9 protein-coding genes are annotated in these 17,103 nt (G+C 69.6%); 3 read left to right on the top strand and 6 right to left on the bottom strand.

Annotated elements, in window-relative coordinates:
- From AC529_RS01530 to AC529_RS01520, 3 genes are all read right to left on the bottom strand, one after another.
- Window positions 1-879 (bottom strand): hypothetical protein, encoded by an 879-nt coding sequence (locus AC529_RS01530; RefSeq protein ID WP_068753131.1) that lies wholly within the window; start codon window positions 877-879, stop codon window positions 1-3.
- Between the two features lie 491 nt (window positions 880-1,370).
- Window positions 1,371-1,871: an ATP-binding protein gene (locus AC529_RS01525; protein WP_068753130.1), complete on the bottom strand. Its 501-nt coding sequence runs from the start codon at window positions 1,869-1,871 to the stop codon at window positions 1,371-1,373.
- Window positions 1,871-2,230 carry a hypothetical protein gene (locus tag AC529_RS01520; protein WP_068753129.1) on the bottom strand — a complete coding sequence of 120 codons (360 nt, stop codon included), beginning with the start codon at window positions 2,228-2,230 and terminating at the stop codon, window positions 1,871-1,873. The genes AC529_RS01525 and AC529_RS01520 overlap by 1 nt, the downstream gene beginning before the upstream one ends.
- Window positions 2,231-2,357: 127 nt before the next feature.
- Here AC529_RS01520 and AC529_RS01515 point away from each other — a divergent pair, with 127 nt between their 5' ends.
- Both AC529_RS01515 and AC529_RS19310 read left to right on the top strand, forming a co-directional pair.
- Window positions 2,358-3,224 (top strand): helix-turn-helix domain-containing protein, encoded by an 867-nt coding sequence (locus AC529_RS01515; RefSeq protein WP_068753128.1) that lies wholly within the window; start codon window positions 2,358-2,360, stop codon window positions 3,222-3,224.
- Complete coding sequence (locus tag AC529_RS19310) at window positions 3,217-3,468, top strand: DUF397 domain-containing protein (RefSeq protein WP_083947853.1); 252 nt, start codon at window positions 3,217-3,219, stop codon at window positions 3,466-3,468. Before AC529_RS01515 ends, AC529_RS19310 begins: the two co-directional genes overlap by 8 nt.
- Window positions 3,469-3,538: 70 nt before the next feature.
- On the opposite strand, the gene AC529_RS01510 is transcribed toward AC529_RS19310, so the two are convergent.
- The 3 genes from AC529_RS01510 to AC529_RS01500 all read right to left on the bottom strand — a co-directional run bounded on the left by AC529_RS01510 (window position 3,539) and on the right by AC529_RS01500 (window position 16,098).
- Window positions 3,539-7,603 (bottom strand): Eco57I restriction-modification methylase domain-containing protein, encoded by a 4,065-nt coding sequence (locus AC529_RS01510; RefSeq protein ID WP_068754376.1) that lies wholly within the window; start codon window positions 7,601-7,603, stop codon window positions 3,539-3,541.
- Between the two features lie 14 nt (window positions 7,604-7,617).
- On the bottom strand, window positions 7,618-10,473 hold the full coding sequence (locus AC529_RS01505) for a helicase-related protein (RefSeq protein WP_068753127.1): 2,856 nt from the start codon (window positions 10,471-10,473) through the stop codon (window positions 7,618-7,620).
- Window positions 10,474-10,863: 390 nt separating this feature from the next.
- Window positions 10,864-16,098, bottom strand: a complete 5,235-nt coding sequence (locus tag AC529_RS01500; protein WP_068753126.1) for a DEAD/DEAH box helicase — start codon at window positions 16,096-16,098, stop codon at window positions 10,864-10,866.
- 203 nt (window positions 16,099-16,301) lie between these two features.
- Here AC529_RS01500 and AC529_RS01495 point away from each other — a divergent pair, with 203 nt between their 5' ends.
- Window positions 16,302-17,027, top strand: a complete 726-nt coding sequence (locus AC529_RS01495; RefSeq protein WP_068753125.1) for a hypothetical protein — start codon at window positions 16,302-16,304, stop codon at window positions 17,025-17,027.
- Window positions 17,028-17,103 lie beyond the last annotated feature (76 nt).

The raw sequence follows: 17,103 nt of genomic DNA, 5'->3' as shown, positions 1-17,103 counted from the left end.
TCACCGGCGCTCACCCAGGTGGGGCTGGATGCGGGTGTGGACGGTGGTCTTGCCGAGGCCGACGGACCGGGCGATGGAGGCGAGGGACTCGCCCGCGAGGTAGCGGCGGGCGAGCTCGGCGTCGGGGACGCCGACGTCCTTCCTGCGGGGGCCGCGGGGCCGGGGCGGGGTGTCGCGCTGGGCGCGGCGGCGTTCGCGCAGCCGCAGGACGGTTCCGGTGACGGTGCGGGTGGTGGGCTGCTTGCCGCGCACGTCGTGGCCCCAGGGCCGGGACGGGGCCTCGTGCTCGTGCCAGAGGGCGAGGAAGGCGCGCCGGGCCCGCGAGATGCAGGACACGAAGCTGTGGTACTTCAGGCCGACGGCTTCGGCGGCGCGGGTGTAGTCGTCGTGCACGGCCAGGGCGAGCAGGAGTTCGCGGTGGCGGGGGCGCAGCCGGGGCCAGATCTGGGCGAGGGCGAGGCGTTCCACGACGGCGGCCTCGGGGCTGGGGTGCGGGTTGGCGCTCAACGCCCAGTAGCGCTCGAAGCCGGGGCGGGTGACCGCCTCGTAGCCGGGCTGCCAGCCGCGGAAGGCGCAGTCGGCGCGGGCGGCCTGGCGGATGGCGTTCCAGGCGACGGTGAGCAGGGTGTGGCGGGTGGGGGCCTGGTCGGTTGCGTAGAGGTGGGTGGTGATGGCCTCCCAGGCGGTCTGGACGCGGATGTCGCGGTTGAGGTGGCTGCGGTGGTGGACGGTGGCGGCGGCGGTTGCGGCGATGTCGTCGAGTTCGGTGAGGGTGTAGCCGAACCGTAGGGGTTCGTGGCGGGGGTCGGACACGTCGGAGCCGGATGCGGGCGCGGTGTGGGCGGTGTCGGGCATGGCGTCGGTGTCGGGTGCGGTCATAGGCGGACTTCCGGAACTGCGGGAAGGGCTGGGAAGGCGGGCCTCTCAGGGGCCGGGGTGAAAGGTCCTTGAGCTGGCCGGTGTGTGGTCCTTGGGGTGGGCCTGGGATGGGTGTGGAGAGGGAGGGGTTCGAATCCCTCCCGGGCCCGGGGCGACCTCAGGGCTGCCGCGCCTCGCGGCCGAAGCAGAGGGATCGGGTTTCCGGTTGGGGAACCCAAGGTTTTTCGGGTGCGGGTGGGTTTCGGCCGGGAGGCCCGGCAGCCCTGACCTGGGCTGGGGCGCGGGAGGGATCGGGAAGGCGGGCGTTTCCAGAGGGCTGGGGCCTGGGTGAAGGCCCTTTTGGTCGGCCGGGTTGGGGCCTGGGTGTGGTCCTTGGGGTGGGGCGAGGGCGAGCGGCGCGGACGGCTTACGCGCGGGTGCGGCTGCGTGGAGGCTCGCCCCGGCAGGGGACACCGTTGGTCTGGTGCGGGTCCTTGGTGGCGGGTGCGGGGTCAGGGGAGTTGGGTGGGGGTGGTGGTCGGGGGTGCGAAGACGGCCCAGACGGTGGTGCCGCCTGCCTCGGTGGTCCAGTGGCCCCAGTGGGTGGCCAGGGAGGCGACCAGGAGCAGGCCGCGCCCGCCCGGGGTGAGCGGATCGGTGCTCGGCCGGCGGGTGTGGGGGATGTGCGGGAGGCCGGTGTGCGGGTCGGTGTGGGGGCCCTGGTCGGTGACGGTGATGAGGACCAGTCCGGTGCGCAGGGCCGACAGGCTGACCGAGACCGTGCCTTCCTGGCCGCTGCGGGTGTGGCGGCAGGCGTTGGCGAACAGTTCGCAGGCCACCAGTTCGGCGTCGTCGACCAGGTGGGTGAAGCCTGCCAGGCTGGTGCGGACCCGGCGGCGCAGGTCGGGGCAGAGCGCCGTGTCGCCGGGCAGCTCCCAGAACTTCGAGACCGGGCACGGATGCCCAGGGCTGGGCCTGGAGGTGCTGGCGTCGGTGTCGGGGGTGGTGCTCATCAGGCCGCTCCCCTCAACGAGGAACGGCGCGCGGCCACCAGGTTCCGGCGCGGCGCGGAAGCGGTGTCGGCGCACAGCGCCGCAGCGGCCCCTTCGACGTGGCTGACGGGCGCCTGACCGGTGCGGCCCCAGATGAACCACCAACCGCCGGTGATCCCCTGCACCACCACGACCGGCACGAGGCGGTCCGGGGTTCGGACGTAGAGCACCGGGTGTGCGGTCGAGGACAGGGCCAGCAGAGCGGTCCCCCCGAGGGACCGGACCGCCTCGGCGAGCCGGGCGAGGCAGTCGGTGCGGGGATGGGCTTGCAGGCGGTTGACCTGCGGTGTTGTGAGTGAGAGGGCGCTGTGGGCATGCATGGGCGGAGCCATGTCTCCTCCAGGAGTGCTCTGAGCTGTTAGACTCCATTCATAATGGAGTGGAATCTACTTTGCTTCAAGGGAATCCACTAAAAAGGTCGAAGGAGGTTGCCCTAGACTCGCTCCCATGTCCGCTCCCTACAGTCCGACTATCCGTCGACGTCGGCTCTCGGCAGAGCTGCGCCGCCTCCGAAAGTCGCACGGCCTGTCCCTGCAAGAGGTGGCAGAGAAGACGGGGATCAGCAGGTCCAACCTCAGCAAGATCGAGTCGGCGGAGTCCAAGACTGTCTCTGCGGAGATCCTGGACAAGCTGCTCAAGCTGTACGGGGTCACCGACAAGGAAGATCGCGAGAACCTGCATGAGTTGGCCAGGCTTGCCGGTGAGCGTGGCTGGTGGGCCAAGTACAGGAGCATCTTCCCCACTGACTTGGTCGACTTCGAAACGGAAGCTTCAGCGTTCCGTGTCTACGAGGCGCAGGTGGTGCCAGGGCTACTCCAGGTGGCTGGATATGCAGAGGCAGTCATCGGTGCGGACAAGACTCGGTCGGTTGACGAGGTCATGCTGCGAGTCGGTGCCAGGATGAGACGGCAGCAGATCCTGGACAGGGTTGACCCGCCGCTCTACCAGGCTGTTCTCGATGAAGCTGTGCTACGTAGGCCTTTCGGGTCAAAGGACGTAATGCTTATGCAGCTTCGGCGTCTGACTTACATGGCCGTGCGTCACAACGTGGAGATCTACGTCCTGCCCTTTTCAGCGGGGGCGCACCTGGCAACCGAGGGTAGTTTTCTGATCATGGATTTCCCTGATCCGCGGGATTCAAGCGTTGCTTACGTGGAGACGCCTGTGTGTGGCCTTTTCCTGGAAGAAGCAGGAGAACTGGAGTACTTCAACTCCATGTTCTACAACGTCAGGGATTCCTCCTTGGACCAAGAGCAGTCGCTGGCCTTCATCAACGATGTCATCCGGTCATTGGGAGGAGAAGTAAGTGATTGACCGGCGGATATGGAGAAGAAGTAGATACAGTGGCGCGAACGAGAACTGTGTTGAAGTTTCTCTGCCGCACTGGCGCAGGAGCAGCTACAGTGGCCAGCACGACAACTGCTTTAAAGTCGCCAACCTTCCCGGCACCACCGCCCTCCGTGACTCCAAGCACCCCGACGCCGCCGTGCTGACCTTCCCTGCCGCTGAGTGGAGGGCCTTCGTCGCCAGCCTCAACCGGGAAGAGTTCGAGAGCTGACGTTGCCGGACAGCCGCGCAGCCGAGTACCCGCACTCGGCTGCGCGGCTGTCGTGTGTCTGAGGTCGGCCTCAGTCCCGCGCAGGGTGGCGGGGACCTTCGCCGGGGGGCGGGTCGAGGACCGTCTGATATGGCTCACCGGTCTCGATGGCCTTCACCATCGCGTCGTAGATGTCGAGGATCGTGTCCTTGGTGCGATAGAACCGCTCGGGATCATTGTTCCGAAAAGTTCGGAAGCTGTCGATGATGAAACCGACGTCGTTCCGCTCAATTCCATACAGATGAAAGAAAGCAGCGTCCATTTCGCAGCGAATCAGGAACCGTCGTTCGCTGTTCCAGATGAAAGGGGGCATGGAGTCTCCGAGGTCGCGCGCGAAGAGTTCCAAATCCCAAGCGGTGTAAACGAGTTCGAGCACCCGGGAAACGATCCACTTTCGGTCACTAAGAGCAAAATCAGTAAAATTATTTATAGATTCCTTTGTGGGAACTGCTATCTGTTCTGATGTTCCTTGGGGAATGCTTGGTTGGCTAAGGGAATTTCTTAGTAGGTAATCGTAGGGGAGTGAATTGTAGATCGCGGAGAGAGTGGCGAGGTCACATGCATCGGGGCCAGAGGTGATGATCCACCCGTACGAGGCTGCCCCCCATGGAATGATTGCCGATATCACGGTCCGCTCATCGGTGTCACGAGCGACTCGTCGGTGGCCCAGGAGTCCAGATTTGCAGTGGAATTTTCGCCGAGACAAGCGGTTGGTGGTTTCCTTTTCGGATACCCAATACTCAGGCCAAGCAACAGTCTCTGCTGAGAGAAGCTGTTCTTCGCTGATTTTCACCTCGTCGTGTTCGATAGATGTAAAGCGGTGGTTGAACTGGTGTCCCATTCTTCCTTCGTAGAGCCGAAGCATCCGCTCCTCGCCTCGGACGAAGACGTTGCCCTCCAGGCGCCAGCCGTCGGCCTCCAGGTCCTCACGGGTCTTGAACAGGTCGGAGTCGTTGGACATGTCGAACATGCGCATGAACGACACGCCCCACGGATTTTCCTCCTCTTCCCCACGCTTGATGAGGACAGGGGCCTTGTCGTAGATCTTCAACGTGATGTCGGCATCGCGGCGGGAACGGAAGACCGGGCAGGTTCCGGTGTTCGGGTTGAGTTTCAGGATCTCCTCGGCGCTGAGAGTGAAGACCTTCTCCGGGTCGCTCAGTTCGGCTGTACTGTGCAGGAAGAACGCGAACTCGGCGCGCTCAACGTTGGCTGCGCGTCCAGCCAGGGTCAGCAGGGTGAACTTCACGCGGCTGTCAACGGCAGGGAAGATTTTGCTTCGGTTCTCAAAGTCGTAGACAGTCGCCAGAACCCGCCGCTTCACGACGTCCTTGAAGAAATGCTGGGTGGTGGCGTCGGTGACGATCCCGGTGGGAACAATGATGCCGAGCCTGCCGCGAGGGTGAAGCAGCTCCCTGCCGTGTTCCGTGAACACCGAGTAGGTGTTGACGTCGCCGCGTCCGTTCAGCGGGTACTTCCCCGACTCGCGCAGGAACAGGCTGATCCCCTCGGACCGGTGCTTGGCCTCCTGGAATTCGCGAAGCAGGTATGCGCCCTCCTCGGTTTCCCCCAGTTGCTTGATGAGGGCTTCCCGCTTGGCCTTGTTCGGGGCCTTGGCGATCTCCGGGGCGCGCGACTCGAAGAACTCCTTCTCCTGGAGTTTCACCCGCTCCCACGGCGGGTTCCCCAACACGCACGTGAAGCCGCCCTGCCATCCCGTGTCCGGGTTGTAGTCCTCCGCGTCCTCGTCAATCCCGGGAAAGACCTCCGGGAATTCCAGGTGCCAGTGGAAGAAGTGGTAGCTCTTGACCAGGTTGTCGAGCTGCCTGGTCTGCTCCGGGGTGAGGGTTCCGCCTGCCTCTTCGAGTTGCCGCACGGTTTCGGTGGTGATGGCGGCGGGAGCGTCGGGGCGCTTCGGCCAGACGAACGCCGCACACCAGGCGTCAGCGACCCGCTTGCGGCGCTGCTTCTCCGGGGACGCCTCAAGCTCACGCCACTGCCGTGCCTGCTCGCGGATGCCGGCCAGGCCCGGTTTGGCGGTCCGGTTGATCCGGCGAGCCCGTTCGGCGAGTTCCACGTTGCTGGAGAAGCCCTCACCGGCGGCGAGCACGCTGATCTGCCCGGTCTGGCGCTCCTGCTTGTTCTGCTTCTTCAGCACGCCGACGAACTTCTTGTCGTCGCCCTCCAGCGCCTTGAACGCCCCGTCCGGGATGCCGCCGTCCAGGAGTTTCGGCGTCGCGCCCAGCAGCGCGTTGCCGACCTTGACGTGCGCGTCCAAAAACGCCAGCGGCTTGCCGGGCTCCAGCGACGCCAGCCACAGCGACACCTTGGTCAGCTCCACCGCCAGCGGGTTGAGGTCCACACCGTAGATGCAGTGGCGCACCACCTTCGGCATGGCCCTGGTGATGGCGTCGGGGGTGGGCTCCTCGTCCCCGGCTTCCAGGACCGCGTAGGCGCGGGCGATGCGGCGGGCCGCCGCCACCAGGAAGTGTCCGGAGCCGCACGCCGGGTCGCACACGGTGATCTTCAGCAGGTCGTCGGGAACTCCCCGCTCGGAGTACCGCTCGATGACCGGGTTGAGTGCGCTGTCCAGCAGGGTTTCCACCAGGGAGGACGGCGTGTAGTAGGAGCCGGTGGTCTTGCGGTCGTTCCCGGCGGCGCTGCGCAGTTCGAAGGCGCGGTTGGCGGAGTCGACATACGGGATCAGCTCCAGCAGCGACTCGTACACCGACCCCAGTTCCTCGGCGTCGAGGTGCTGGTAGTCCACCTGCTGCCAGCGTCCGCTCTCGTCCTTGACCCGGGTGAGGTGGCGCACCGCGGCCAGCAGCCGCCGGTTGGACAGGGTGATCCCCCCGCCGCGCAGCAGTTCCGGCCGCGCGCCCCCGTCTCCCAACGCCTCGGCGGTGAAGTACAGGCCGCCCAGCGCGGGCAGCGCCAACTCCTTGCGGCCCTCGTCGGAGCCGAGCGCGTCCAGCACGATCAGCAGGGTCCGCCACAGGTCGTCGTGGCGGTCGCCCACCCGCTCCAGGGCGATACGGCGCAGACGCTGCGTGGAGAAGTAGACGCGGTAGCGTTCCCGTGCCGTCTCGTCGGCGTCCGGGTCGAGCAGTACGCCCTTGTCCTCGGCGACGAACAGGAACAGCACCTGGTAGGCCAGCCGCAGCAGCTCGTCGCGCAGGTCGTGGCGGGACACCTCCCCGGCGCGCAGCTTCTCCCGCAGCTCCTCGTTGGCTTCCAGGAAGCCGGTGCCCAGCTCCTCCAGGGCCGCCTGCAAGCCGTCGCGGAGCTTGTCGCGGAACCGGATTCCGGTGCGGTCGCCCTCGACCCGCCACCTCTCGATCCAGCAGTCCGCGACGCTCGCCTTCGCCGGGGCCCGCCCCTCATCCTCCTCCTCGGCCTCGGGGGTGTGCGGCTCGAACCGGGAGGCGTGGGCGAGCGCGAACAGCAGCACGAAGTCGGAGTACAGTTCGCCGTCGAACATCGACTCCAGGTCGAACTCGACGAACGCGGCCTCCGCCAGGGAGGCGGCGTCCCGCAGCAGCCGAAGCTTCTGCCCGTTGCTGACGATGCCCCACAGGTGCGCTTCGCTGGAGTTGAGGAAGTCCTGGAGCATCGACTGGGGGGCGCGGTCGCCGCCCGCGCTTCCGTTGCCGCCGCGTTTCTTGTCCAGGTCGCGTCCCCACGCCACCAGGTGGACGGGCACGTTGTGCCACAGGTGGCTGACCGGGAACGTGCGGCCCTCGGCGGTCAGGCCGCCGCGCCGGTACTGGAGGCGGCCGAAACCGAGCGCGTCGAACAGCGGCAGCAGCCAGCGCTCCCGGGTCAGCGTCACCAGCGACTCGTCCGGTCCGGCCTTGGCGAGCTGCTGCTGGAACGCCCGGTACACGCCGAGCAGCTCCTCCCAGCGGCGGCTCGCCGCCTCACCCAGCCGCCGCCCCGGGACCAGGCCGTAGTCCTCCGAACGCAGGCCCTTCAACTGCGGGTCGCCGGAGCCGATCCGGCCGATCAGGTCAGCGGTCAGCAGCGAACCGACCACGCGCACCGACGAGTAGCCGCGCGGGGTCGCGGCGGCGGCCGTCGCCGCCGTCGTGGTCACAGACGTCACGGTGCTCACTGGGCGCCTCCCAGGGGAAGGTAGACGTACACGCCGAGCACGTCGGCGCGGTCGTGGGGGACGAGTTTGAGGCCGCGCACGCGGGCCTCGGCGGACTTGCGGATGTCGTAGTGGGCCTGGCGCAGCTCCTCGGCGAGGGCGACGCCCAGCTCGTCGAGGTCGCCGCGCACCTCGTCGATCTCGGCGACGGCGCGCTGCGCCTGCCGCTGCACCAGCTCCGGCAGCACGTTCGCGTCGGGGGTGGCGGCGAGCAGCGCGGCGACCTCGGCGTCGTCCAGCCACTCGCGGCCCTGCGCGCCCGACCGGTAGCCGCGCAGGCGGGCGTCCTCCACCACCACGGTGCGCGGCCCGTCCACGCCGGGCAGGGTCAGCAGGAACCGGTAGCGCACCAGCAGCAGCACGGTGCGGGTGGACACCTTCGCGGTGCGGGTGACCCCGCAGCGCTTCGCGGCCGGACGCACCTCCGGTCTCGGGTCGAGCGCGGTCTCCAGCACGTAGCGGGCCAGGGCGCGCACCGCAGGGTCGGTGCGGATCAGCACGTGCTCGCGCGGCCCGGCGGGCAGGTCGCGGCGGAACACTAGATCCTTCCTGACGTCGTCGGGCACGCCCAGCGCGGAGCGCACCCCCGGCGGCAGCACCTGCGGGGAGACGGTGAGCTTCTCGTCGTCGGCGCGCACCTGCACGCCCATCTCCGCGAGCGCGCGCTCCACGAACGCGGCGATGTCGCTGGGGCGGCCCAGCTCGTCGTAGGCGGCGGGCGCCAGCCGCTTCAGCTCCTCCTCCACACTGGTCAGGTCCATGCCGGAGTGCGCGAACTTGGTGATCCGCTTCGACTCGCGCTCCGACAGCAGCTCCCAGTCGCGGTCCAGGGCGCGGCGAGCCTCGGTGACGCCCAAGTCGAGTTCGAGCTGCGCCTGCTGGCCGCGCAGCAGCAGGCCCTCCGCGAGCGCCTGCAGCACCGACTCGCTGGACGCGGGCACCGGCACCGCCACCCCCGTCTGCTCGGCGATCGTGCGGTGCTTCTTGATCAGCACGTCCAGCACGATGCCGTCGATGCCGTTGTCCACCCCGTACAGGGTGACGGCGCGCACCCGTTCGGCGCGCTGCCCGAACCGGTCCACGCGGCCCTCGCGCTGCTCGTGCCGGGTGGGGTTCCACGCCAGGTCGTAGTGGACCACCGCGCGGAAGTGCTCCTGGAGGTTCACGCCCTCCGACAGGCAGTCGGTGGCGACCAGCACGTGGCGGCCCTCGGCCGAGGTGAGCTGCGCGACGCGGGCCTCCCGCTCGGCCGGAGGCAGCTCGCCGGTGACCGCCTCCACCGCGCAGCCCTTCTTCAGGGCCTTGCGCAGCTCGTCGGCGACGTAGCGGGCGGTGGGGATGTAGCGGCAGAACACGATCGGGTCGTAGCCGTCGGCGAGCAGGCCCTTGACCGTTTTGATCAGCGCCTTCAGCTTCGTGTCGTGCTCGACGCCCGTCAGCTTCTCGGCGCGTTCGGCCAGCTCCTGCAGCCGCCGCGCGGCCGCCGGAGGCAGGATCTCGGAGTCGGCGTCCGCGCCGGGCACGGCGTCCACCCCCTCCGTGGCCTCGCTGTCGGTGTCGTACACCGACTCCCGCGCCAGCGCGTCGGCCTCGGCCACGCTGTTCGCGCACAGGGCCGCCGACCGGGTGCGCAGCGTGGCCGCGGCCGCGGCCGGGGAGGACGCCACCGACCGCAGCAGCGCCAGCGCCGACCACCACCGCACCCGCTGCTGCACCCCCGTGCCGCTGGGGTCGGCGACCGTCTCCCGGGCGTAGGCCAGCACGTCGGCGCTGAACTCGGCGTAGGCCGGGCTCATCTCGTACTTCTGGTCGCGGACCTCGCGGTCCTTCGGGAAAGGCGTGTCCTGGTCGAGGAAGTGCCGGATGTCGCGGCGGCGGCGCTGCACGAAGTGGCGGGCCAGCAGTTCACGGCCCTTCCGGGTGCCCAGCTCGTGTTCGACCACGTCGGCCAGCTCCGGTTTGAGCAGGCCCAGCAGGTCGCGGAACGCGTCCTGCTTGCCGCTGTGCGGGGTGGCGGTGACCAGGATCAAGTGCCGGTCCTGCTTGGCGGCCACCTTCTGCAGGAGCTCGAAACGCCGCTGGCGCTGCCCGGCGCCCGACGCGCTCACGCAGGTGTGCGCCTCGTCCACGATCACCAGGTCGGGGCAGTGGTTGAGGAACTGGGCGCGGCGCTGCTCGGACTTGATGAAGTCGGTGGAGACGATCGTGTACGGGTACTCCCGGAAGACCGACTGATCGGTGCGGATCGGTCGCTCCAGGCGGCGCACCGTGGACGGCAGCACCAGCTCGGCCTCGATGCCGAACTTGTCGCGCAGCTCCGCCTGCCACTGCTCGGCCAGTGCCGGGGAGCACAGCACCGTCATGCGGTCCACCTCGCCGCGCTCCAGCAGCTCCTTGGCGATCAGCGCCGCCTCGACGGTCTTGCCGATGCCGACGTCGTCGGCGATCAGCAGCCGCACCGTCTCCATGCGCAGCGCCAGCAGCAGCGGCACGAACTGGTACTGGCGCGGCTGCACGCTGATCGACCCCAGGGAGCGGAACGGCCCCGCGGTGGAGGTGAACCCCACCCGCATCGCGGTGCGCAGCAGCGACGCCGAGGCGTGGTCGCCGATCTGGGCCGACTCCGTGGACGGGGGCGGGAAGTCGGCGGGCTCCACCTCGTCGCGGAAGAGCAGCGCGGTGAGGGCGTCGTCGCCGTTGAGGGGGCGGACCACCACGAAGGCGTCGTCGGAGGAGGGCAGCACCACCCACTCGCGTCCGCGCCCCTTCACCAGGGAGCCGGGTTCGAAGGCTGCCGTACCGGCGGGACTCATGCGGCACCACCTCGCAGAGCAGGGGACACGGGAAACCTCGCAGTCGTCGATCGGGGGATACCAGGTCAGTTTAGAGATTCGGGGGGACAGTCGGGGCGGGTTGAGGGCTTTTGTCGCCCGGGTGCGGAGCGCGGCTGAAGCGGAGGAGTGGTTTTCAGGTTCGGGGTTCTCCAGGTGGATGGGTGGCGGGTGGGCGTCGGCCGGGAGGCCCGGCAGCTTTGACCTGGGCTGCGGTGGGGGAGGGGTTGGGAAGGCGGATGTTTCCAGAGGGCGGGGGAAGGGCGGGCGTCTCCGGAGGACTGGGAAGCGCGGACAGCAGGCGTCGGGATCGACACCGGAGGCCGAGGAGCACGGAGCACCGGCCCCCGGTGCCAAGACCGCCGGAGACGGTCACCTGCCCCGGCCGGGACCGAACACGTTCGGGTGGGCGGCGATGATCTTTCCCCAGTCGGCGTCGTGCGGGAACCGCACCACCAGCCAGCCCAGGTCCTCCAGCCGGTACTGCGCCTGCAGGTCGCGCAGCGCCTGGTGGGCGTCGCCGTGGTGCGGGCCGTCCACGAACACCGCCACCGGGGACTCCGGCAGCCGGTACACGAAGTCGGGGCGGGCCAGTGCCTGCGGCACCGTCACCTGGCCCTCGTCGGGCAGCCGGTGGCCGCCCTCCTCCAGCACCGCCACCAGCTTCCGCTCCAGGCCGCTGCCGGCCAGCCGGTCCAGGCCGGCGCGCTGCTCGGCGCGGTCCTGCGCGCCGCCGCCCGCCGCCTCCACCCGGCTGTCGGCCAGCGCCAGCAGCGGCTCCACCGCCGACAGCCGGTCGACGGCCGTGTGGTAGCGCTGGTTGGAGTAGGCGAGCAGGCAGTCGTAGCAGCCGCGTTCGCAGCGCTCAGAGGAGCCGGGCGCGTGCCCCAGGTCGACGCCGGCGGGGGAGACGTGGATGATCTCCAACGCCTTCTCCGCGACCTTGCCCAGCTGCTCCGGGTCGTCGAGCAGTTGGCGCAGCACGCCCGCGCCGCCCTCGGCGCTCTCCACGAACAGCATGCGGCCGCGCTGCTGCGGGTCGGGCAGGTCCTCGCTGTTCAGTTCGGAGTCCTCCAACTGGAACATCGCCTCGATGCCGCGCTCCAGGGCGTAGCGCAGGGTCACCGCCTGCTCCGGCTTCAGGGAATCGGCCCAGCGCAGCACCAGGATGTTCTTGTGGTCCTCCACGTAGGGGACGACCTTGGTCGGCTTCTTCGCCTTCCCGACCGGTTCGAGCCGCTCCTCCTCGGTGGCGCTCTCCAGCGCCTGGGACTCGCTCAGCCAGCGCCCCGTCACCGAGTCCAACCAGAAACCCACCTCGCTGCGGTTGCGGCGGTAGCGGCGGCCCACGTTGACCACGCGCACCGTCGCCGCGTCACCGTAGACCAGTTCGGCCAGCGGCGAACCGTCCTTGGCGCGGACCGTCGCCGCCACCCGCCCGGACCGCTCCCCGTGGTCGGAGAAGCGGAACGTGGTGCGCAGCTCGAACCCGGCGCGGCGGCGCTCCTCCTCGTCGGAGGAGATGCGCTGGCGGCGCACCGTGAACACCGTCTCCAACCGCATCAGGTCCCGCATGGGGGCCTGCAGCGGCTGGCCGCACTCGTCGCAGGTGTCCGCGCCCGCCCGCCGCTCGTGCCAGTAGCCGCACGAGGCGCACACGTGGGCCTCGGTGGTGCTCAGCTCGCCGCTGCCGTCGGTGGGCACCTGCACGCTGGTGACCTGGTAGCGCTGGCCCTCGTGGTAGATCAGCGCGCCCGGGCCGAACTCCGACACCGCGATGAACCGGGGGCGCTGCAGGTAGGTGCCGTGCTCCCGACGCGCCGGAATGTAGGCGGCCAGCGGCAGCCGGGGGAAGGAGTAGCCGGGCAGGAAGCCCTCGGACGCGAAGTAGCGGTAGGTGTAGAAGTCGCTGAACGGGTGGTTGCTGTCCTGGTTGAGCAGCAGCTCCTTCCGCGACTCGGCGTGCTTGCGGCGGGCCTTCGCCTCGTTCTTGCGCCTCGGGTCGTTGCTCGGGTCGTTGGCGAGGCGGTTCTGTTCCCGCTGCTCCTCGAAAGCGTTCAGGTACAGCCTGCGCCACCGTTCGCAGGCGCGGTCGAAGTTCGCGGGGGCGTTGCGCACCACGTCCTCGATCCAGTGCGGATGCCACCACGGGGCCTCCTCCAGCCCCAGCCCCGACAGCACCGCCCGGGCGCGTTCGGCGGCGCGCAGCCGCGCTTCGAGGTCGTTGATCCGGCTGGTGATGCTGGGGCGCAGCTCCAGCGTGGGCAGCGAGCCGTCCTCCTCCGACACGTCCAGGACGTCGCTCATGCTGCTGTTGAGGTGGACGCCCGTCTCCGCCAGCCAGATGGCGTGCACGTGGGAGCGCACCAGGTCCTGGTTGGCCAGGTCGAGGCGGGGCGGCTCCACGCTGCCCGCGACCATGCGGTCGGAGCGGCGGAAGTAGTACTGGTCGTGGGCGTTGCCGGTGGAGCAGTAGGTGGTGACCAGCGCGGGCTGGCCGCTGCGGCCCGCGCGTCCCGACCGCTGCGCGTAGTTGGCCGGGGTCGGCGGCACGTTGCGCATGTTCACGGCGTTCAGGTCGGAGATGTCCACGCCCAGCTCCATCGTGGGCGAGCAGAACAGCAGCTTCAGCGTGCCGGCGCGGAACGCGTCCTCCCGCTCCTTGCGCTTTTCGCCGGGCACCTGCGCGGTGTGCTCCTTGGCGTCCAGGCCGCGGAACCGGGTCGCGCCCTCGCGGTACAGGTCGCGGAAGAACTCGTTGACGTACGCGCCCGCCTCCTCGTCGACTGTCTTGCGCAGCGGGTCGGACATGCCGGCGGAGCCGTCCCCGGCCCGCCAGATCAGCGACGAGGCCGCCAGCCGGTAGCCGGGCCCCGACGGCCCCTCCTCGATGCGGACCAGCAGGCCCAGGTCGGCCAGCACCCCCACCAGGTCGTTGATGACCAGCTCCGCATCGTCCACCGTGATGCGGTCCGGCTGGACGTGGGAGAACAGGCCGGGGCGGCGCAGGTAGCGGCCGAAGGCGCCGCGGGCGGTGATGTTCTTGACGGAGCGCGACTGGCCGGTGCGGCGCGAGGAGGTGAAGACGGTGACGGGAGCCACCGGGTGCTCGTTGTCGCCCAGCGCCCACGGGCCGGTCAGCAGCTGGCCCGAGCGGCTGCGCAGCCGCTCGAACCCGGCCTCGGTGAGCTCCTCGGCGTCCACCGCGAGCGAGCGGCGCATCTCGTCCAGCAGGATCGTGCACAGCCGCAGCCGCAGCTCGGCGGGGGCGTCGCGGAGGAACGCCGACACGGGAGTCTTCTGCTTTCCGGAAGAACGCTGCTGCCAGCTCTCCTCGTCGGCGGCGATCTCGGGCAGGTCCAGGTAGTCGAACCGGATCAGGCCCGTGCGCTCCAGGTTCGGCATGGTGACCCGCCAGCCGTCCCGCAGGTCGGTGTAGACCCGGTAGCCCAGCACGCCGCGCAGCGCGGCCACGGTCTCCTTGCGGCGTTGGAACTTCACGTCGGGCTGCTGTGCGAACTCGGCCAGCGGCAGGTCCAGTGCCTCGGTGACGCGTTCGGCGACCGTGTCGTAGCGCAGTCCCGCCTCCCCGGCGTCCAGCGCCGCCCGGTACAGCGCCGAACGCAACTGGGCGACCTGGGCGAAGTCGTTGAAGTGGCCCGCCTGCAACGACGCGTCCTGCCGGTTGTCGACGAAGGTCAGCAGCTTGCGGGCCTCGGGCGGCAGGCCCTCCTGGCGTTCCAGGGCGTTGACCACGCTGCCGCTGATCAGGGTGACCGCCGAACTGCGGCCCTCCGCCGCGAACGTCGCCAGCTTGGCGAAGTCGTTCATCCGCGGCTCCTCGTAGGAGACCCGGCAGCGCAGGCAGAACCGGAACGGAGCCCGGACGAACCACGCCCGCAGGCCCTCCCCCCGCGCGGTCTCGCGGCCGGACGGGTCGACCCACTTCTCCTGGGGGAGGCGGTCACGGTGCTGGGACAGCAGTTGGGGGGCGCCGTCGTCGCCGACCGTCACCCAGGAGTCGGGCAGCCGCCCCTCGGCGACCGGGTCCGCCGGCCACGGCAGGTCCTCGCTGACGTACAGGTAGCCGGTGGCGACCTCGTTCTCCCCGCTCTCGTCCTGCTGCTGGTTGCTGGTGTAGAACGCCGGGCCCGTCCGCCCGGTGACGCGGTTCACCGTCAGGTACTCCTGGCCGCACTCGCGGCAGAACGCCAGCGGCAGCAGCACCTTGTCGCGCTCGCCGGGCACGCTCACCTGGTACTTGCCGGTGATGCGGCGCTCCCCGGGCGGCTCCAGGCTCACGTACACCGTGTCGCCCTTGGACAGGAACTGGTGCAGCCGGAACGCGAACAGCGGACGCCCGGTCCCGGGGTGGCGGACCCGGGAGCCCTGCCGCAGCAGTTCGGCGATGGCCTCCTCGCAGCGCCCCCCGTCCACCCCGGTGAGTTCGCTGAGCTGCCGGGCGGCGGCGGGCAGCGTGGTGGGGCGGCGCCGGACCAGGCGGGCGGGCGCGTCGGCCCGCTCCGGCTCCTCCACGGCCAGGCCGAAGGTCGACTCCACCCAGCTCGCCAGCGGGTCCGCGGCCAGCGCCTGGTAGTCGCGCTCCGCGCCCGCAAGCACCGCGTCCATGCCGCGCACCAGCTCCCCCGGCGAGGGGTCGAGGTCGGCCGTGGCGCGCTGCAACGTCTCGCCGATGACCCGCTCCGGTTTGACCTGCGTGCCGAACAGCCGCGACGCCACCTCGGCCACGCGCTGCCGCGCCTCGGCGAACGTGGCCGCCGAGGCCATCGTCGCCGACGTGCCGATGCACTGCAGGTCCGGGGAGGCGCAGGCGTCGCGCAGCCGCCGCACCAGCAGCGCCACGTCGGCGCCCTGGCGGCCCCGGTAGGTGTGCAGCTCGTCCAGGACCAGGAAGCGCAGTCCCCGGGCCGCGACGAGCAGCTGCTGGCGCTCGTGCGGGCGGGTCAGCAGGTACTCCAGCATCACGTAGTTGGTGAGCAGGATGTGCGGCGGGTTGGCGAACACCTGGTCGCGCTGCTGCTGGTCCTCCTGGCCGGTGTAGCTGGCGAACCGGATCCGCTGCTCGCGGCGGGGCAGGCCCCAGCGCAGGTACTTGGTCAGCTCGTGGTGCTGGCTGTTGGCGAGGGCGTTCATCGGATAGACCACGATCGCCCGGATCCTGCCGCCGTGCGGCTCGGTCGGCTCGCGCAGCACCGCGTCCACGATCGGCAGGATGTAGGAGAGGCTCTTGCCGGAACCGGTGCCGGTGGTCAGCACGTAGCTGTCGCCGGTGCGGGCCGCGTCCAGTGCCTCCCGCTGGTGGCGGTGCAGGGTGAGCGGGTCCTCGCCGGGGTCGTCCTCGCGCTTCTTGTTGCGGAAGAAACGCTCGCACTCGGGGCGCAGCACCCCCTCGGCGACCAGTTCGGATACGGTGCCGCCGGAGGCGAAGTTGGGATTGAGGGACAGCCACGGATCGGGCCAGCGGAGTTTCTGCTCCTTTTCCTGTTTCAGATAGTCGGCGATCCGCGGATCGCGGACGTGGACCAGCGAACTCGTGTACTCACTGTAGTGCTTGATCAGTTCACCGTGAACGGAGAAGACGTCCATACCACCCAGATCCCGTGGTGTCTCGCGGCAGTCCGCCGTGACGTCGCACGACGGTCGAACGCTATGGGTAGCACAGGGGGCAGACAAAACGGAATTAGCGAACAGGTGTTCGAGAAATAAAGCGAGTGCGAAAAGCAATCGGAATGTCCTATTCGGCTGCTACGGTTCCCACGTCTGGAAACCGGTTGTAGGGAGCAGGCCCCGTGCTGAGGGACAGGGAAGCGCTTGAGGAGTACAAGGAGCTCAAGAAACGGCTGAACGCCGAATTCGTCGCCCTCGACCAGCCGCTCACCGAGATCTCCCGGCGCATCGGGGCCTACGCGGCGCGCATCGGCGACGACCTGGACGACTACCGCTACCCCCGGATCAGCCGGTACGTCGACGACCTGTGCGCCACCGTCCGCGACCTCGACGAGACGCCGCTGCGGGTCTACGCGGCCCTGGCACGGGTCGCCAAGGACGTGCTGCTCGACGACTGGGGCACCGACTACTGGGCCGTGCCCGGCAAGGTCGGCTACACGCCCAGCGGGGAGATCCCCCGGTGGGCGGAGGACGAGGAGCAGGACGCGCTCTTCGCCGACGACGACCTCCCCGAACCGGCGGCCGACGGCGAAGAGCAGGAGGACGCGGACCGGGAGGAGACCGCGGCCGAACTCCTCGACCGGATCCACCGCTGCGCCGCCCACCTCCGGGACCTGTTCGCCAGCTTCGCCGAGGTCTGGACCGCGGTGCGCTCCGCGGCCGAGATCGGCGACGACTCCGCGCTCACCTTCGAACTCGCCAAGCTCCGGCGGCTCCCCGACGCGCTGCGGTCGGCCTTCGCGGTGTGGACCGACGACGTCGACCTGCTCTACGAGGTGTCCCCCGAGACCCTCGGCCACATCAGGGCCGTCGTGCGGCCCACCCCCGGACAACTGGAGATCTTCTGACCGGCCCCGGCCCGGCGGGCGCCGCACAGCCGGCCGGACAGGACTCAGGAACGACGAGCACCGAATCCCCCAACGA

This window comes from Thermobifida cellulosilytica TB100, from assembly GCF_001517975.1.
GTDB classification, from domain to species: Bacteria; Actinomycetota; Actinomycetes; order Streptosporangiales; family Streptosporangiaceae; genus Thermobifida; species Thermobifida cellulosilytica.
The sequence above is the reverse complement of the archived record's forward strand: the minus strand, read 5'-3'. Positions and strand labels throughout refer to the sequence as shown.